General features: G+C 48.1%; 11 protein-coding genes and 1 tRNA gene. 5 read left to right on the plus strand and 7 right to left on the minus strand.

Translation table 11 applies throughout. From position 1 onward, the window contains the following. Nucleotides 1-51 precede the first annotated feature (51 nt). Nucleotides 52-127: transfer RNA gene (locus tag AS158_RS05655), tRNA-Thr, on the minus strand. 90 nt (nt 128-217) lie between these two features. Between AS158_RS05655 and proC the strand changes: the two genes are divergently transcribed. After that, nucleotides 218-985, plus strand: coding sequence for a pyrroline-5-carboxylate reductase (gene proC / locus AS158_RS05660; protein WP_165304681.1), 768 nt, complete (start codon nt 218-220; stop codon nt 983-985). Further along, nucleotides 986-1,525, plus strand: a complete 540-nt coding sequence (locus tag AS158_RS05665) for a GNAT family N-acetyltransferase (RefSeq protein ID WP_165304682.1) — start codon at nt 986-988, stop codon at nt 1,523-1,525. Here the strand turns inward: AS158_RS05665 and polC are convergent. From polC to AS158_RS05695, 6 genes are all read right to left on the minus strand, one after another. Continuing rightward, nucleotides 1,522-5,625, minus strand: coding sequence for a DNA polymerase III subunit alpha (gene polC, locus AS158_RS05670; protein ID WP_165304683.1), 4,104 nt, complete (start codon nt 5,623-5,625; stop codon nt 1,522-1,524). The two genes, AS158_RS05665 and polC, sit on opposite strands and share 4 nt — an antisense overlap. Continuing rightward, a complete protein-coding gene (gene ruvC / locus AS158_RS05675; RefSeq protein ID WP_038054572.1) occupies nt 5,612-6,109 on the minus strand; it encodes a crossover junction endodeoxyribonuclease RuvC in 498 nt (165 codons plus the stop codon). The genes polC and ruvC overlap by 14 nt, the downstream gene beginning before the upstream one ends. A gap of 82 nt (nt 6,110-6,191) precedes the next feature. Continuing rightward, complete coding sequence (queA, locus tag AS158_RS05680; RefSeq protein WP_165304684.1) at nt 6,192-7,199, minus strand: tRNA preQ1(34) S-adenosylmethionine ribosyltransferase-isomerase QueA; 1,008 nt, start codon at nt 7,197-7,199, stop codon at nt 6,192-6,194. Then, the gene (gene lnt / locus AS158_RS05685; protein ID WP_165304685.1) at nt 7,174-8,637 is read right to left on the minus strand and encodes an apolipoprotein N-acyltransferase; all 1,464 of its coding nucleotides are present in this window, start codon (nt 8,635-8,637) and stop codon (nt 7,174-7,176) included. Before lnt ends, queA begins: the two co-directional genes overlap by 26 nt. Beyond that, complete coding sequence (locus tag AS158_RS05690; RefSeq protein WP_165304686.1) at nt 8,630-9,781, minus strand: DegT/DnrJ/EryC1/StrS aminotransferase family protein; 1,152 nt, start codon at nt 9,779-9,781, stop codon at nt 8,630-8,632. Before AS158_RS05690 ends, lnt begins: the two co-directional genes overlap by 8 nt. Before the next feature lie 96 nt (nt 9,782-9,877). Further along, on the minus strand, nt 9,878-11,257 hold the full coding sequence (locus AS158_RS05695) for a DegQ family serine endoprotease (RefSeq protein ID WP_165304687.1): 1,380 nt from the start codon (nt 11,255-11,257) through the stop codon (nt 9,878-9,880). 113 nt (nt 11,258-11,370) lie between these two features. Here AS158_RS05695 and ftsY point away from each other — a divergent pair, with 113 nt between their 5' ends. The 3 genes from ftsY to AS158_RS05710 are packed head-to-tail and all read left to right on the plus strand — an operon-like array spanning nt 11,371 to nt 14,548. Continuing rightward, complete coding sequence (gene ftsY / locus AS158_RS05700) at nt 11,371-12,255, plus strand: signal recognition particle-docking protein FtsY (RefSeq protein ID WP_165304688.1); 885 nt, start codon at nt 11,371-11,373, stop codon at nt 12,253-12,255. Then, the gene (locus AS158_RS05705) at nt 12,252-12,908 is read left to right on the plus strand and encodes a DUF2225 domain-containing protein (protein ID WP_038054592.1); all 657 of its coding nucleotides are present in this window, start codon (nt 12,252-12,254) and stop codon (nt 12,906-12,908) included. The genes ftsY and AS158_RS05705 overlap by 4 nt, the downstream gene beginning before the upstream one ends. After that, nucleotides 12,884-14,548: a peptidoglycan DD-metalloendopeptidase family protein gene (locus AS158_RS05710; protein WP_038054594.1), complete on the plus strand. Its 1,665-nt coding sequence runs from the start codon at nt 12,884-12,886 to the stop codon at nt 14,546-14,548. The genes AS158_RS05705 and AS158_RS05710 overlap by 25 nt, the downstream gene beginning before the upstream one ends. Nucleotide 14,549: the final 1 nt, after the last annotated feature.

Here is a 14,549-nt window from a genome sequence, read left to right on the forward strand (position 1 = left end):
TCTTTCTTCAAATTCGTCGGAAATGTTTCACACCCCTCCATTAAAAAGAAATGGAGCCAGCGGTGGGACTCGAACCCACAACCTGCGCATTACGAATGCGCCGCTCTGCCGGTTGAGCTACGCTGGCCTCCCTCCGGTTTCTATTTTACCAGCTACACGGGAATTTTCAAGACCTCTTCAGGTTGTATAATATCCAAAAAGACCGGGAGGGAAGATCATGACGATCGGTATCGTCGGTGTTGGAAACATGGGTTCAATCTTCGCAGAGAAATTCTCGAAAGAGGCCGAAAGGATTCTCCTTGTCGAAAAAGACAGAGAAAAACTCTCCCGATTCAATGCGTTTCCATACGAAGTTGCCGATCTGGAAAAAGTTCGTGAGGCAGATCTGATAGTTCTCGCGGTCAAACCTCAGGATTCCCACATTGCGCTCAGTACACTGAAGGGTTTCGACGGAATTTTTCTTTCGATAGTTGCCGGCCTGAGAATCGAAGAGATAAGAAAGTACGATATTCAAAAGGTGGCAAGGGTTATGCCGAACGTCGCTGTGAGAGTGGGAGAAGGTGTGCTCGCCGCAGCCTTCAGCACCGACATGAGCCTTGAAGAAAGAAATCTCGTCAAATCACTCCTTGAAAAACTCGGTTTCGTCGTTGAAATAGAGGAGAAACTTTTCTCAGCCATCACCGCTCTAACCGGAAGTGGCCCGGCCTTCATCTTCGTCATGGTGGAGGCATTCCTCGATGCTGCACTGAAGATGGGGATCCCATTTGATACGGCAAAAAAACTCGTTTACAGGCTCTTCAGAGGTTCCGCGGAGCTTTTAATAGAGACGGACGAACATCCGGCTCTGTGGAAACACAGGGTGAGCTCTCCGGCCGGAACAACCATAGAAGGACTCATCACAATGGAGAGGTTCGCCGTGAGAAGTGGTGTTATAGAGTCTCTGGTGTCTTCTTACAAAAGGGCACTCGAACTGGAGGAAAAGTGAATGTTTCCAAGAAAGGAATTCCTGAAAAACGGTTCTCTGCTCCTGATAAGAGAAGCCAGCATCTGGGACGCAAAAAGAATTGTGGAGTACATGAAAGAAGTAACATCAGAAACGGATTTTCTGATCACCCGACCGGATGAGGTTTACGATGTTTCCACGGAAAGGAACTACATAAGAATGTACAGAAGCAACCCTGGAAAGCTCATGATAGTGGGCGAGATCAACAGAGAAATCGTTTCTCTGCTGACCTTCACGGGGTTCGGAAGAAAGAGGACGAAGCACGTGGGAGAAATAGGTATAAGCGTGAAGAAGAGATACTGGGGCATTGGAATCGGAACCAGAATGATCACAAGCGCCATAGAATGGGCACGCAGGAATGGTTTCATAAGGATCCAGCTCGAAGTTCTGAAGTCGAACGAAAGGGCTATAAGCCTTTACAGAAAACTCGGCTTCGAACTCGAGGGAGTAAAGAGAAAGGCCGTCAGAAGGGACGACGGCTCTTTTGAAGATGTGCTTGTCATGGCGCTTCTTCTGGATTAGAAAAGTGTGAACTGTTCCGTTTCTGGAAGGTCTCTGAGAACCCCCAAACTCTTCATCAGCTCTATGTGATTTTTGTTGACTTTGGTTCTCTTCATGAGGTCTTCCACCGAAGTGAACGGTTTTTCTTCCCTGGCTCTGACGATCGATTCGGCCACACTGTCACCCAGTCCTGGAAGTTTGTTGAAGGGAATCCTCAACGAGTTTCCTTCTATCAGAAATTTTTTCGCGTCGGATTTGAAGATGTCGGGTGGCAGGAAGGAAAAACCTCTCAGTATCATTTCCAGAGCAACTTCCAGAACGCTCTCTTCGTTCTTCTTCTGAGCGTCTTTACCGGGCATCGCTTTGAGTTCTCTCAAGCGCCTCTTTATGGCGTCCTTTCCTTTAAGGACGAGAACCGGATCGAACTGATCACCCTTTATCGTGAAGTAAGCCGCGTAAAACTGAAGAGGGTAGTGAACCTTGAAGTAAGCGATCCTGAAGGCCATGCTCACATAAGCCACAGCGTGAGCCTTCGGGAAGAGATATTTGATCCTCTTACATGATTCGATGAACCAATCTGGAACCTTCAGCCTTCTCATTTCACTCTCCATTTCTTCCGTGATACCCTTTCCCTTTCTGACGTTTTCCATGATCTTGAAGGCGAGGGACGGTTCCATTCCCTTGTGTATGAGGAAGTTCATGATGTCGTCTCTACACGAGATAACCTCGGAGAGCTTGGCGTAGCCGAGGTTTATCCAGTCACGCGCGTTGTTCAACCAGACGTCTGTACCGTGTGACAGTCCTGAGATCCTCACAAGTTCTGCAAAGCTCTTTGGCCTCGTTTCAACGAGCATGCCCCTCACAAATTCGGTTCCAAACTCTGGAATACCGTACGTTCCCACATCGCTTTCCAGCTCAACTGGATCCACACCGAGGGGCTTCACAGAACTGAATATGGCGAGCGTGTCGGGGTCATCCATGGGAATCGTCATAGGGTCAATTCCGGTGAGGTCTTTTAGCATCTTGATGAAAGTAGGATCATCGTGACCGAGTGCATCTATCTTCACCAGATCGTCGTGGATCGTTTCGTACGCGAAGTGCGTGGTGAACACTCCCGCGTTTCTATCGTTGGCTGGATACTGTATCGGAGTGAAATCGTAGACTTCTTTGTCCTTAGGTATGATCATGAGACCGCCCGGATGTTGGCCCGTCGTTCTCTTCACACCAGTGATCATGGAAGCGAGCCTTTCCATCTCTGCTTTTCTGAGCTTCTTTCCAGTTTTTTCTTCGTAGCTTCTCACGTAACCCACCGCACTTCTTTCCGCGATGGTGTTTATGGTTCCTGCCCTGTAGACGTGGTCTTTCCCGAAGAGTTCTTCCACGAAACGATGAGCTCGTTCCTGATACTCTCCCGAGAAGTTGAGATCGATGTCGGGAACCTTGTCACCCTCGAACCCCATGAACGTTTCAAACGGTATGTCGTGACCGTCTTTTTTGAGAGGAACACCGCACACTGGACAGTTTTTGTCGGGAAGGTCGTAACCCGCTCCGTACCTGTCGTCTTCGACAACCTCGAAGTATTTGCACTCCGGACACCGGTAGTGTGGTGGTAGAGGATTCACCTCGGTTATTCCGAGGAGATTGGCCACGAGTGAAGATCCAACGGATCCTCTGGATCCAACCACGTAACCATCGCTCAGAGATTTCTGAACAAGCTCTTGAGCGATGAGATAGAGAACGGCGTACCCGTGATCTATGATGGCACTCAGTTCTCTTTCCACACGCTTTTGAACGATTTCGGGAAGTGGATCACCGTAGATCTCGTACGCCCTCTTCATGGTGAGGTTCCTCACTATTTCGTCGGCGTTCTCTATGATTGGCGGATGGAGCTTCTTCTCAAGAGGTTGCACTTCTTCGATCGTATCGGCTATTCTGTTGGGATTCTCTATTACCACTTCCCTTGCGATCTCTTCATCTTCGAATATCTCCATCGCTTTCTCGAGCATCTCTTCGGTCGTTCTGAGGTAGAGTGCGGGCTGGTTTTCAAAGTTCCTGTTCCCCTGAGGTGCCAGAAGCGCTGCTCTGCCTTTGGCGTCTTCTGGATCTAAGAAGTGAACATCACCGGTCATGACGACGAACTTGTTCAGCTTTTTCGCTATTCTATAGAGCCTTCGGTACACTTCTTTGAGTCTTTCTCTGTCCAGGTCCTCCTCGTCCTCTGCTACAACGTCGAGTGGCATGACTTCTATGTAATCGTAGAACTTTGCGATCTCCTCGAGTTCTGAATCGCTCGCTCCTTCGAGGGCGGCACGTCCGAGTTCACCGGAAATACACGCACTTCCCACAAGCAGCCCCTCTCTGTTTTCGATGAGATCACTCTTGAGGATCCTCGGAACACCGTAGAAGTACTTTATATAGGAGTCAGAAACCAGCTTGTAGAGGTTTTTCAATCCCTTTTTGTTCTGAACAAGGATCGTGCAGTGGAAAGGTTTCAACGCGGTGTAATCTATCGTATCTTTCAACTTTTCCATTTCTGAAAGCTTCGTGATTCCGATCTTCTTCATCATCTCAACGAACCTGAGGAAAACCTGAGCGGTGACCCTCGCGTCATCCAGGGCCCTGTGGTGCCGGAAAGGACCCAGTCCGAGCTTTTCCACAACGGAATCCAGAGAGTAGCTTCTCAGTTTTAGAAGGGATTTCGCGAGGGCGAGCGTATCTATGTAGGGTCTTTCCCAGTCTATTCCCATCACTTTTTTGATCCACAGCCTCAGGAATCTGTAGTCGAAGTTGGCGTTGTGGGCAACGATGATGGAATTTTCCAGAAAACCAAGGAATTCCGGCAGAACTTCCTCGATGCTTCTTTTGTTTTCCAGCATCTCTTGAGTGATTCCGGTGATCTCCGAGCTCCTTCTCGAGATCTCCCTGGAAGGCTTTATGAGGGTGTGGTACTCATCCACTATCTGTCCACCCTGTATCTTCACCGCTCCTATCTCGATGATCTCATCCACTTGCGGATCGAGGCCCGTCGTTTCGAAGTCGAGAACAACGAACGTGGCATTTTCGAACGATGAATCGTCGGAAAGATTCCGTATGACGGGTTCTACATCACTCACCAGATACGCTTCGATACCGAAGATGGGTTTTATTCCAGCTTCTTTCGCCGCGTCGTAGAAATAAGGTATCGCCTGAACGTTCCCATGATCCGTGAGGGCTACTGCGGGGAATCCCCATTCCTTGGCTCGTTTCACATATTCGTTCACATCCGTTATCGCGTCCTGATCGCTGAACTTGGTGTGGGCATGGAGCTCTACCCTCTTGACTGGAGAGTTGTCTGCCCTTTTAGCTTCGGGAAGTTTTGTGATTCCTTTAACATAAAGGGCGGGCTCCCCGTTTTCGAGAAGGAGGTCTCCTGTAGCAACGATGACGTCCCCAACCGATACCTTCCCCTCGACCCTTTCAACGTCGTTGAAAACTTTGCAGATCAGAGAATCCTCTCCGTCCGTCAGATAAATCAGAAGGACCGCCTTTTTACCCTCAACTTTTTCTATTTTGAAGACCTTGCCCTTCACCGATGTCTTTTTGTTGTACTCGAAAACTTTCGAGGGAGTGAAGACGATCTTTCTGGGCTTCTGTCCAAAGATGTGGTTTTCGTCCTCGATCTTCACTTCTTCACCCTTTGGTTCTTCTCCCTTTTCTGGTTGTGGTAATTCTTTTTTCAAGAGATCTTCTGGAAGTTCCACGACTTCAAGCATGATCTCCGTTCCGGGAGGCAGCAATTCATCGAGCTGTTTTTTCGTACTCCTGAGTTTGGAGGCGATCCTGTCCCGTGCGAAATCTCCTAGTACCTTCAGAATCAATCTGTTTCCCTCGAAAACAACATCCTTTATGTAAGGGACGTTACCGTTGAGGAGGGAGAGTATCTTCTCTTTTAGATTCCCGTTGTTTTTTTGTACACCGTTCACGATGACTCGAAACCGCGTTTCCTTCTCAAGTAAACGAACAAGATTCTCCACTTCGGTGGAAAATTTTCCTACAGAAACGAGAACCACACCAGCGTCGGGATCTATCTCTATACTCTCGAGTGTTACATCTTTCCATTTCAGATTTTCAATTTTCTCCATGTGTTACCCTCCTTGTTCTGCTCTGAAGGGCGTGACACCAAGCTATGGCGAGTGCGTCCGCCGCATCGTCGGGTCTGGGAATTTCCGAAAGGTTCAGAAAACGCTTTATATTTTCCTGAATCTGCTTCTTACTTGCCCTTCCATATCCCGACAGCGAAACCTTCACTTCGTTCGGTGCGTATTCAAAGACAGGTATGTTTTTTTCCGCGAGAGCGAGAAGAAGTACACCACGTGCCTCCCCCACACCTATGGCAGTGGTAACGTTCTTCACAAAGAACAGCTTTTCCATGGCGCATTCGTCTGGAGAGAAGCGCTCAAGAACTTTCAAAAATTCTTCGTATATTCGCTTCAGTCTCTTTTCTCCTGGGAAATCTTTGGGAGTCTCTATCGTTCCGTGGAAAACGTGAGAGATCCTGTTTCCAGACACTTCAATGATGCCTATTCCCACAATTCCATAGCCGGGATCTACCCCAAGGATCCTCAAGGAACCCAACCTCCATTATACTGTTCACATATTTTCGTTTTCTATACCTTGTGTTTAAGAGAAGGGTGTTTTTTCCAAATCGTTACAGAATCAGCATCGCATCGCCGAAAGAGAAAAATCTGTATCTTCTTTTCACGGCTTCCCTGTAGGCTTCCATGACGAACTCCTTCCCCGCGAACGCTGCAACCAACATGAGAAGGGTGGAACGAGGAAGATGGAAGTTTGTAACCAGGGCGTCGACGAGTTTGAACTCGAAGGGTGGATATATGAAGAGATCGGTTTTTCCCACGTATTCTTCCTGCTCGGGAAGTCTGGCGATTGTCTCCAAGGTTCTCACCGTTGTTGTTCCAACCGCTACAATTCTGTTTCCCCTTTCTCTCGTCTCCCTGAGTTTTTTGACCGTCTCTTTTGGAACCTGGTAGAATTCCTCGTGCATCTTGTGTTTCTCCACTTCCTCAACCTTCACGGGCCTGAAAGTCCCTATTCCCACGTGCAAAACGACTTCAGCGAATTGAACTCCCTTTTCCCTCAACTTCTCTATGAGCTCAGGTGTGAAATGAAGCCCTGCGGTTGGCGCTGCGACGGAACCTTCTTCTTTCGCGTACACGGTTTGATACCTCTCGAGGGGAACCTCGTTTTTTATGTACGGCGGGAGAGGTGTCCTGCCCTTCTCGAAGATCAATCTGTCGTCCTGCGGCTGAAACTTCAGAATCCTCGTTCCATCTTCACCACGGCCGAGGCAGACAACGGACAGTTCGTCATCGATCACGAGTTCCGTTCCCTTTTTCACCTTCTGACCCGGTCTCACAAGGCACTTCCAGATACCTTCCTCTAAGCGTTCTATCAAAAGAATTTCAATGCTGGCACCCGTTTTCTTCTTCGCGTGAAGACGGGCGGGTATCACCTTCGACACGTTCAGAACGAGCAGATCACCGGGTTCAAGGTACTCTATTATCTCCCGGAATATGCGGTGTTCTATTTGTCGCGTTTTTCTGTGGAGCACCATGAGACGGGAAGCATCCCGTGGTTCCACAGGCTCCTGCGCTATGAGTTCTGGTGGAAGTTCATAATCGAATTCCGATACCTTCATTCCTTTCACCTCGCAGTCTGGAAATGAAAACACTGACTCCCGCCAGAATCACAGAGAAGTAAAAGAACCAGTCTCCGTATCTGACGTAGAATGTTTCACCTTTTCTTGCTTTGATGTGGAACTCTCCTGCCAATCTCACCTGCGGAGGAATAGCATCTACTATTCTACCGTACTCGTCAACGAGACCCGTGATCCCGGTGTTCGCCACCTGAAGGAACTGTCTTCTCGTTTCAACGGCCCTGAACACCCCCTGGACGAAGTGATTCAACAACGCCGTTCGATAATGAAACCATCCATCGTTCGTCACAACGATGAGGATTTCGCTTCCGTTTTTCACAAAAGCACGTGATACCTCCGGAAAGTAACTTTCAAAACATATCTGAACAGAGAGCGAAGGGCTTTCTCCAACGTTGAAGACAGAAAAACTCCGCCCAGGTTCATAGTAGGACAATCCTTTCAAGAAACTGAAAACTCCGAAGATCTTTGGGTACGGCAGTTTCTCCACAAAGGGAAAGAGTTTCACCTTGGAATAGACCTTTCTGAATCTTCCATCCTCCAGAACGAATACGCTGTTCTGGTTGTCCGCGGGAAATCCTATCACGAAGGTGTTCTCCTTCGAGAGCTCTCTCAGCTTCTGAGAGTATCGCACGTCCTCCAGAAAGAACGCCTCAGGAGTGATCACGATACTTCCGTGAAAATCCTTCGTCATCGACTCAAGAAGCTCAAGCAGCTCTCCACTCGACATAGAATATTTCAGCGAAGTGGGAACATTTGGTTGGAGCGTAACCACCTCGAAAGAACCGCGTTCAGGAACGGGAAGAAGATGCACAACAGAAGAGTTCAGCAGATAGACGAAGAAAATCACAGGAAAGATGAGAAAGCCCTTTCTTTTCTTCAAGAACTCATAGAAGAGGACGTTCAGAGAAACTATCAAAAAAACGAGGCCCAGTGTTCCCGTGATGGAAGCGATCTGTATCAGCCCGGTGTGGTTGTAAAGCGCTTCTGAGATTCTTCCTCCGGTGAATCCGAGTTCTCCCACACCGCGGAGATACTCGAAGATAGTATAGACGGAGGCAAGGTAGAGAGTTTTCAGAACGATCGATCGCGGTGCAAAGTACGAGATAAATCCAAAACCAAGAAAGGGAACGGCTTCGATGACTCCCATCAGCACAAATACCACGATTCCAAGCCAGGAAGGGTATCTTCCAAAGACGAGGGGCACGTTCTCCGTCAGGGTTGGAAGCACCCAGAAAAAGGTCACCAGTATGTGGATGAAAAAGTAAACGAAAGAAAGAAGCGCCCTTTTCCACACACCCCTGCCTTCCATCGCGTACAGGAGTGGAATCAAAGAGAACCAGATCAAAGCTCCGGAGAGGAATCCCGGCATTGAAAGAGCGGTAAGAAGGCCGGAGAGAACGCTGAGAAGAAGGCTAACCAACCTTCTCCACCGCCTCTCTGAGGATCTCAACTACCGTCTTCTGTTCACTTTCTGTGATGCTCGTGAAGAACGGAATGGCGAGTGTCTTCTCAGATTCCCTCTCTGTCACGGGAAGCAATCCTCTCATGGTGCCGAAGAGTTTTTCGTAGAAGGGCTGAAAGTGGACGGGATAAAAGTAGTTTCTAACCTGGACTCCCTTTTCTTCCATGTACCTCATCACACGGTTTCTATCTGGACCTTCCAGTCTCACGACGTAGACGAACCAGCTCATCTTAGTGACGTAATCTTCCACAACGGGCACCTTCACCCAAGAAAATTCTTTCAACATCTTTGAATATCTCTCCGCCACTTCTGTGCGTTTCTCTACGATCTCCTCGATTCTTTCCATCTGAGAACATCCAAGTACGGCCGACATCTCATCGATTCTGTAGTTGTAACCAAAACGTACATGGTAGAGCCATTCGTCTCCCTCACCTCTTCCCTGGTTGCTCATACTCTTCACGACGGTGTGTATCTTTTCGTCGTTTGTCACAACAACGCCGCCTTCTCCCGTTGTGATCTGCTTGTTCGGATAAAAAGCAAAGGCACCGGCTATCCCAAAAGTACCCACCTTTTTTCCTCTGTACTCGGATCCGAGAGCCTCACAGGAGTCCTCCACCACCGTGATGCCGTACCTCTGACAGACGTCGAAAATCCCATCCCAGTCGAGAGGATGTCCAAAGACATCGACGGCCATGAAAAGACGGGGCTTTCCTCTTATCTCAACGTTTCCCTGTTTGAATCCTTTGAGGCACCTTTTCACTGTCTCCTCCAGTGTTTCTGGAGAAACGTTCAGAGTTCTCTCGTCCACATCCACGAAAACGGGAACTGCCTTTTTCATGAGGATCACGTTGACAGAAGCGATGAAGGTGAAGGAAGGCACAAGGATCAGATCTCCCTCGTCAATATCGAGACTCTCCAGGATGAGGTGGAGCGCAGCCGTTCCACTGCTCACCGCCCAGCCGAATTTGGCACCCGTGTATTCGGCCACCATCTCTCCAAAACGCTTCGTGTACTCGCCGAGACTGAGTCTTCCGCTTTTTAAAACTTCCACTACTCTTTCGATGTCCTGCTCGTTTATATCCGGTCTTGATAACGGAATCATCGATATCACCTCGTCTCAATGATATCAAAAAATCCCCCTCCGTCGGAGGGGGAAAGATCACCAAAGGGGGCTGTATTAACATTGAGGGGAGGTTCTCTATCTCTGGTATATGAAACTCACGAAGACTTTCGCTCCATTCCTATAAATGTAAAGGGCGATGTAGTCACCTTTCTCAGCAGAGGCTATAACTTTCTTAAAATCCTCTACAGAATTTATATCATACCTTTTGCCGTTCACGTACACAGTGGTGATGACATCCCCATTCTGGAGACCGAACTTCCCGCTGCTCTCCTTTACTATGACTCCGTTTATCTCTTCTGGGATCGAATAAGTTTCTCTGTCGGCCGGCGTGATGTTTGACACTGTGATGCCAAGAATATCGATTTTTTCTTCACCGGTCGTTGTTTTCTCTTCTTCAGATGAGGAACCGAACGTCACTTGAACCTTCATGATCTTTCCTTTTCTCTCTATGGTGAGAACGGCTGTGTCGCCCGGTTTGTAAGTGTGAATGATGGAGATCAGTTCTTCGTGACTTCTCACGTCCTGATCGTCAACTTTGAGGATCACGTCCCCTTCCTTGAGTCCGGCTTTTTCAGCGGGAGATCCTTTCTGAACGCTCGTTATCAGAGCACCGCTTGTAGATTCAAGCCCCAGAGCTTTTGCTGTTTCTTCGGTGAGGGTCATGACCGTCACACCGAGATAGGCTTTCTCAATTTTCTTCTGGGTGAGTATGGTGTCGAGGAATTTTTTCACTGTGTTGATCGGGATGGCAAAACCAAGGTTCACGGCTTCTTGAGGATTGACGATGGCGGTGTTTATACCTATCACTTCACCGTGTATGTTCAAAAGGGGTCCGCCACTGTTCCCCGGGTTGATCGCCGCGTCGGTCTGAATGAGCCCCACGTAGTAGCCATTCCCGTCCGGTTTTGGAATTCTCCTGCTGGTGGCACTGACCACCCCTACTGTCACCGTGTGTTGGAAACCGAGGGGATTTCCTATGGCTATCGCCCATTCACCGATCTTCACCTTGTCAGAGTCTCCGAATTCCAAATAGGGGAATTTCTTATCACTGGCTCTGATCTTTATGACCGCGATATCGAGTTCTTCATCTCCTCCTATGTATTCCGCATCGTATTTGCTTCCATCGAGCATGGTCACGGTGATGTTGTCCGCCCCACCGACCACGTGGTAGTTGGTGAGAACATAGCCCTCGGGGTCGAAGATGAAGCCCGATCCGAGGCTGGCAACCTGCCTTTCGAAACCGGGAGGAAGTTCACCGAACCACTTTTTGAAGAACTCCTCAAAATAGGGATCGAAGAAGGAAGTCTTTACCGTTTTCACAACGTCTATCTTCACAACGGCCGGTGCACACGCTTCAACCACGTTAACGATGGGACTCTCATAGTCGGGGTTGACGTATGGGAAAACACTGGTAAGTATCAGTGCTACAGCGATGGTCAGAAAGAGTTTCTTCATCTCCTACCCCTCCCTTCGAAAGGTTTCCGGTTTCTTAGACATACACCCTGAAAGACTGGTTCAAAAACGTGTGGTATGCTTAATATTAGTCGGGAAATCGGGAGGTAAAAAGGATGGGACTCTTTGACTTTCTGAAAAAGGGACTTCAAAAGACGAAAGAAACGTTTTTCGGGCGAGTGGTGAAGCTCCTCAAGGGAAGAAAGCTGGACGATGAAACCCGCGAGGAACTGGAAGAGCTTCTCATTCAGGCGGATGTGGGAGTCGAGACAACGGAGTACATCCTGGAGAGACTGGAAGAGAAAAACGGGGACGCTCTCGAGTCCCTCAAAGAAATCATTCTGGAAATTTTGAATTTTGACACGAAACTGAACGTTCCTACCAAGCCACCGTTCGTGATCATGGTCGTCGGTGTTAACGGAACGGGAAAGACCACCTCCTGTGGAAAGCTCGCGAAGGTGTTTGCTGATGAAGGAAAGAGTGTGGTACTCGCCGCAGCGGATACTTTCAGAGCGGCCGCCATAGAACAGCTGAAGATATGGGGAGAACGTGTCGGTGCCACGGTGATAGCCCACTCGGAAGGGGCTGATCCGGCCGCCGTTGCTTTTGACGCGGTGGCTCACGCTCTCGCCAGAAACAAAGATGTGGTCATAATAGACACCGCAGGGAGACTTCACACGAAAAAGAATCTCATGGAGGAACTGCGAAAGGTTCACAGGGTTGTCAAAAAGAAGATCCCCGATGCCCCACACGAAATACTTCTCGTGATAGACGCCACCACTGGTCAAAACGGACTCGTTCAAGCAAAGATCTTCAAAGAAGCGGTGGATGTCACCGGTATAATTCTCACAAAGCTCGACGGAACCGCAAAGGGTGGAATAACCCTGGCCATCGCTCGAGAATTGGGGATTCCCATAAAGTTCATTGGTGTCGGTGAAAAAGCGGAAGACCTGAGACCTTTCGATCCTGAAACCTTCGTGGAGGTATTGCTTTCAGAATGAGCAAGTTCTGGGAAAAAGAATTCACCTGTCCTTTCTGTGGAACGAAGTTCAAAAAGAAGATGGTCTTCTTCGACTCCATAAAGATCAAAGCCAGGGATATCGACTTAAAACCTGTTTTTGAGGATGTCAACCCGATGTTTTACGAAGTGGTGACCTGTCCGAACTGTTATTTTTCCGCGTTCGATAAAGATTTCGAGACCATTACCATAAAAGGAGAAGAGACGGAAAGAAAGTTGAAAGAACTGCTCGAAGAAGCCCAGAGAAAAGTAGAGTTGAAAAACATGGAGAACCACACAGAAGCGATCAAGCGCTATGCTTTGAGTGGAATAGTGTATTCCGTTTTGAACCAGAGAAAAAAGGTTGCGATCTCTTATCTCAAGATCGCCTGGCTGTTCAGAGAATTGGGAAAAGCAGAAGAGGAAAAGCGCTATCTCGAAAGAGCTTTGAAGGAATTCGAAAGCCACTACAAGTACGACTATTACGAAGAATCGGACGAACCCATGATACTTTTCTATCTGGGTGTTTTGAACCAAATCTTGGGCAAAAGGAAAGAAGCCGCAAGGTGGTACGAACTCCTCCTGAGAAAGTACGACAGCAAATCCCTTTACGCGAAGGTGGGGAGAGAAAGATGGCTGGAATTAAGAAGATCCTAATGTTTTCTCTGATGCTGGTATTTCTTGCAGCCTGCGTTTCTCCTGAACTGAAGGAAAAATTGGACAATTTAGAAAACCAGATAAAACAGCTGAACGCTCAGATAGACTCCATTGAAAAGAAGATGCTGGACTTGGAAAATAAGGTGAAGGCACAGGAAAGTTCTCAGGAAGAACTGGAAGCGCTGAAAAGAGATGTGACATATCTCAAAGAGGATCTATCTTCCCTGCAAGAAGAGTTTTCCAGCAAAATAAGCGATCTCGAGAACAATTACTACTCCATCTCCATGAAACTTCCCGCTGTGGAAAAAGCCGTTTCCATCTTCTCCGAGATAGAAAACATAAAATCGAAGATCTCAGAATTAGAAAGAAAAGTGAGTATTGTTTCACTCGGAAGTTCTCCGGAAGTCTCAGAAGATCTGAAACACATCCTTCTTGATCTCGAAGAAAGGGTTTCCAATTTGGAAAAGAACGTTTCGGTGGTGGATCGAATAGAAGAGAGGCTGGAAAGTACTGAGAAACTTCTCTCCAAAGTGGCCTTGCGCGTTCTTTCACAGGGCGAAACGGAAGCGAAAGTGGTGAACGTTTCAAACGATGAGCTGGAAAGTAGAATTTCTGATATCGAGAAAAAGCTCTCCTATCTCGAAACAAATCAGAAAAATCTGGAACAGATCGTTCAAAACCTGAAAGAGCAGCAACCTTTCGGTTATGCAAACATAGATGTTGAAAGTTACTCACAGCAGTTGAAGAAATACCTCGACGAATTCAGAAGACTCGTGAGGAGCTATGAAGTCGCGAGGATCCTTGGAATCGAGGAAGGATACGTGTTTGTAAGAGTGGAGCGGGGTGACACCCTCGCAAAGATCAGCGAGGCTTTCAACCTGGGTCCCGAAGGTGTGGAAAGAATCATGAAACTGAACGGTATAGACGATCCGAGGAAACTCGTAGCGGGGAGAATCATAAAGGTTCCCGTTACGAATCTTTCGACGAGTTTTCCCGTTGGAGAAAAGCCCGATCCAAAGGTGATCGTCTCCGGCTTTGGCCTGAAAACCGACGGAACTTTCTCCACGGGAGTTGAGGTGGAAAGCGATGGGCAGAAGGTAAAAGCCGCACTTCCAGGGCGAGTGAAGAGTGTGAGCAGTCAAACCGTCGTCATATATCATGGAAACGATGTAGAAACGGTGTACAGGAATCTCGTCGTAGTTTCGGTGAACACCGGTGATTGGGTGAAAGCGGGCGACACCATAGGATACGGTGGAAAGAACGTTGTCTTCGAACTGTATGTGGAAGGAGAACCTAAGGACCCCATGCTCCTTTTCTTTTCCAATATGGGAGAGTTCGAAATCAGTTTCTACACGGAGTGGGAAGATGGAAAATTACCGGAACACCCCGCCTTCAGACTCACAAAATCCGGCAAAATTCCTGAAGATTGGAAAACAGCGGCCGCGGATACCACCATCTTTCCCCTTGGTTCCGTTCTCTACATACCCGAACTCAGAGACACGCCCAGTGGTGGGGTTTTCGTTGTGGAAGACATCGGCGGGGTGATCAAAGGAAGAAAGATCGATATATACCTGGACAGCATAAGAGAGGCGCTCCAAAACAGAAAGATCGTATCCAGAGTCTTCGTGTGGAGGGATTGAA

The sequence above is a fragment of the Thermotoga sp. 38H-to genome (assembly GCF_011057665.1).
In the GTDB taxonomy this organism is placed as follows: Bacteria; Thermotogota; Thermotogae; order Thermotogales; family Thermotogaceae; genus Thermotoga.

Excerpts from the sequence above, each read along its gene's own strand:
- ftsY (WP_165304688.1), top strand. The coding sequence starts at position 11,371 with ATGGGACTCTTTGACTTTCTGAAAAAGGGACTTCAAAAGACGAAAGAA.
- queA (WP_165304684.1), bottom strand. The coding sequence starts at position 7,199 with ATGAAGGTATCGGAATTCGATTATGAACTTCCACCAGAACTCATAGCG.
- polC (WP_165304683.1), bottom strand. The coding sequence starts at position 5,625 with ATGGAGAAAATTGAAAATCTGAAATGGAAAGATGTAACACTCGAGAGT.
- AS158_RS05710 (WP_038054594.1), top strand. The coding sequence starts at position 12,884 with ATGGCTGGAATTAAGAAGATCCTAATGTTTTCTCTGATGCTGGTATTT.
- proC (WP_165304681.1), top strand. The coding sequence starts at position 218 with ATGACGATCGGTATCGTCGGTGTTGGAAACATGGGTTCAATCTTCGCA.
- AS158_RS05705 (WP_038054592.1), top strand. The coding sequence starts at position 12,252 with ATGAGCAAGTTCTGGGAAAAAGAATTCACCTGTCCTTTCTGTGGAACG.
- AS158_RS05665 (WP_165304682.1), top strand. The coding sequence starts at position 986 with ATGTTTCCAAGAAAGGAATTCCTGAAAAACGGTTCTCTGCTCCTGATA.
- AS158_RS05690 (WP_165304686.1), bottom strand. The coding sequence starts at position 9,781 with ATGATTCCGTTATCAAGACCGGATATAAACGAGCAGGACATCGAAAGA.
- AS158_RS05695 (WP_165304687.1), bottom strand. The coding sequence starts at position 11,257 with ATGAAGAAACTCTTTCTGACCATCGCTGTAGCACTGATACTTACCAGT.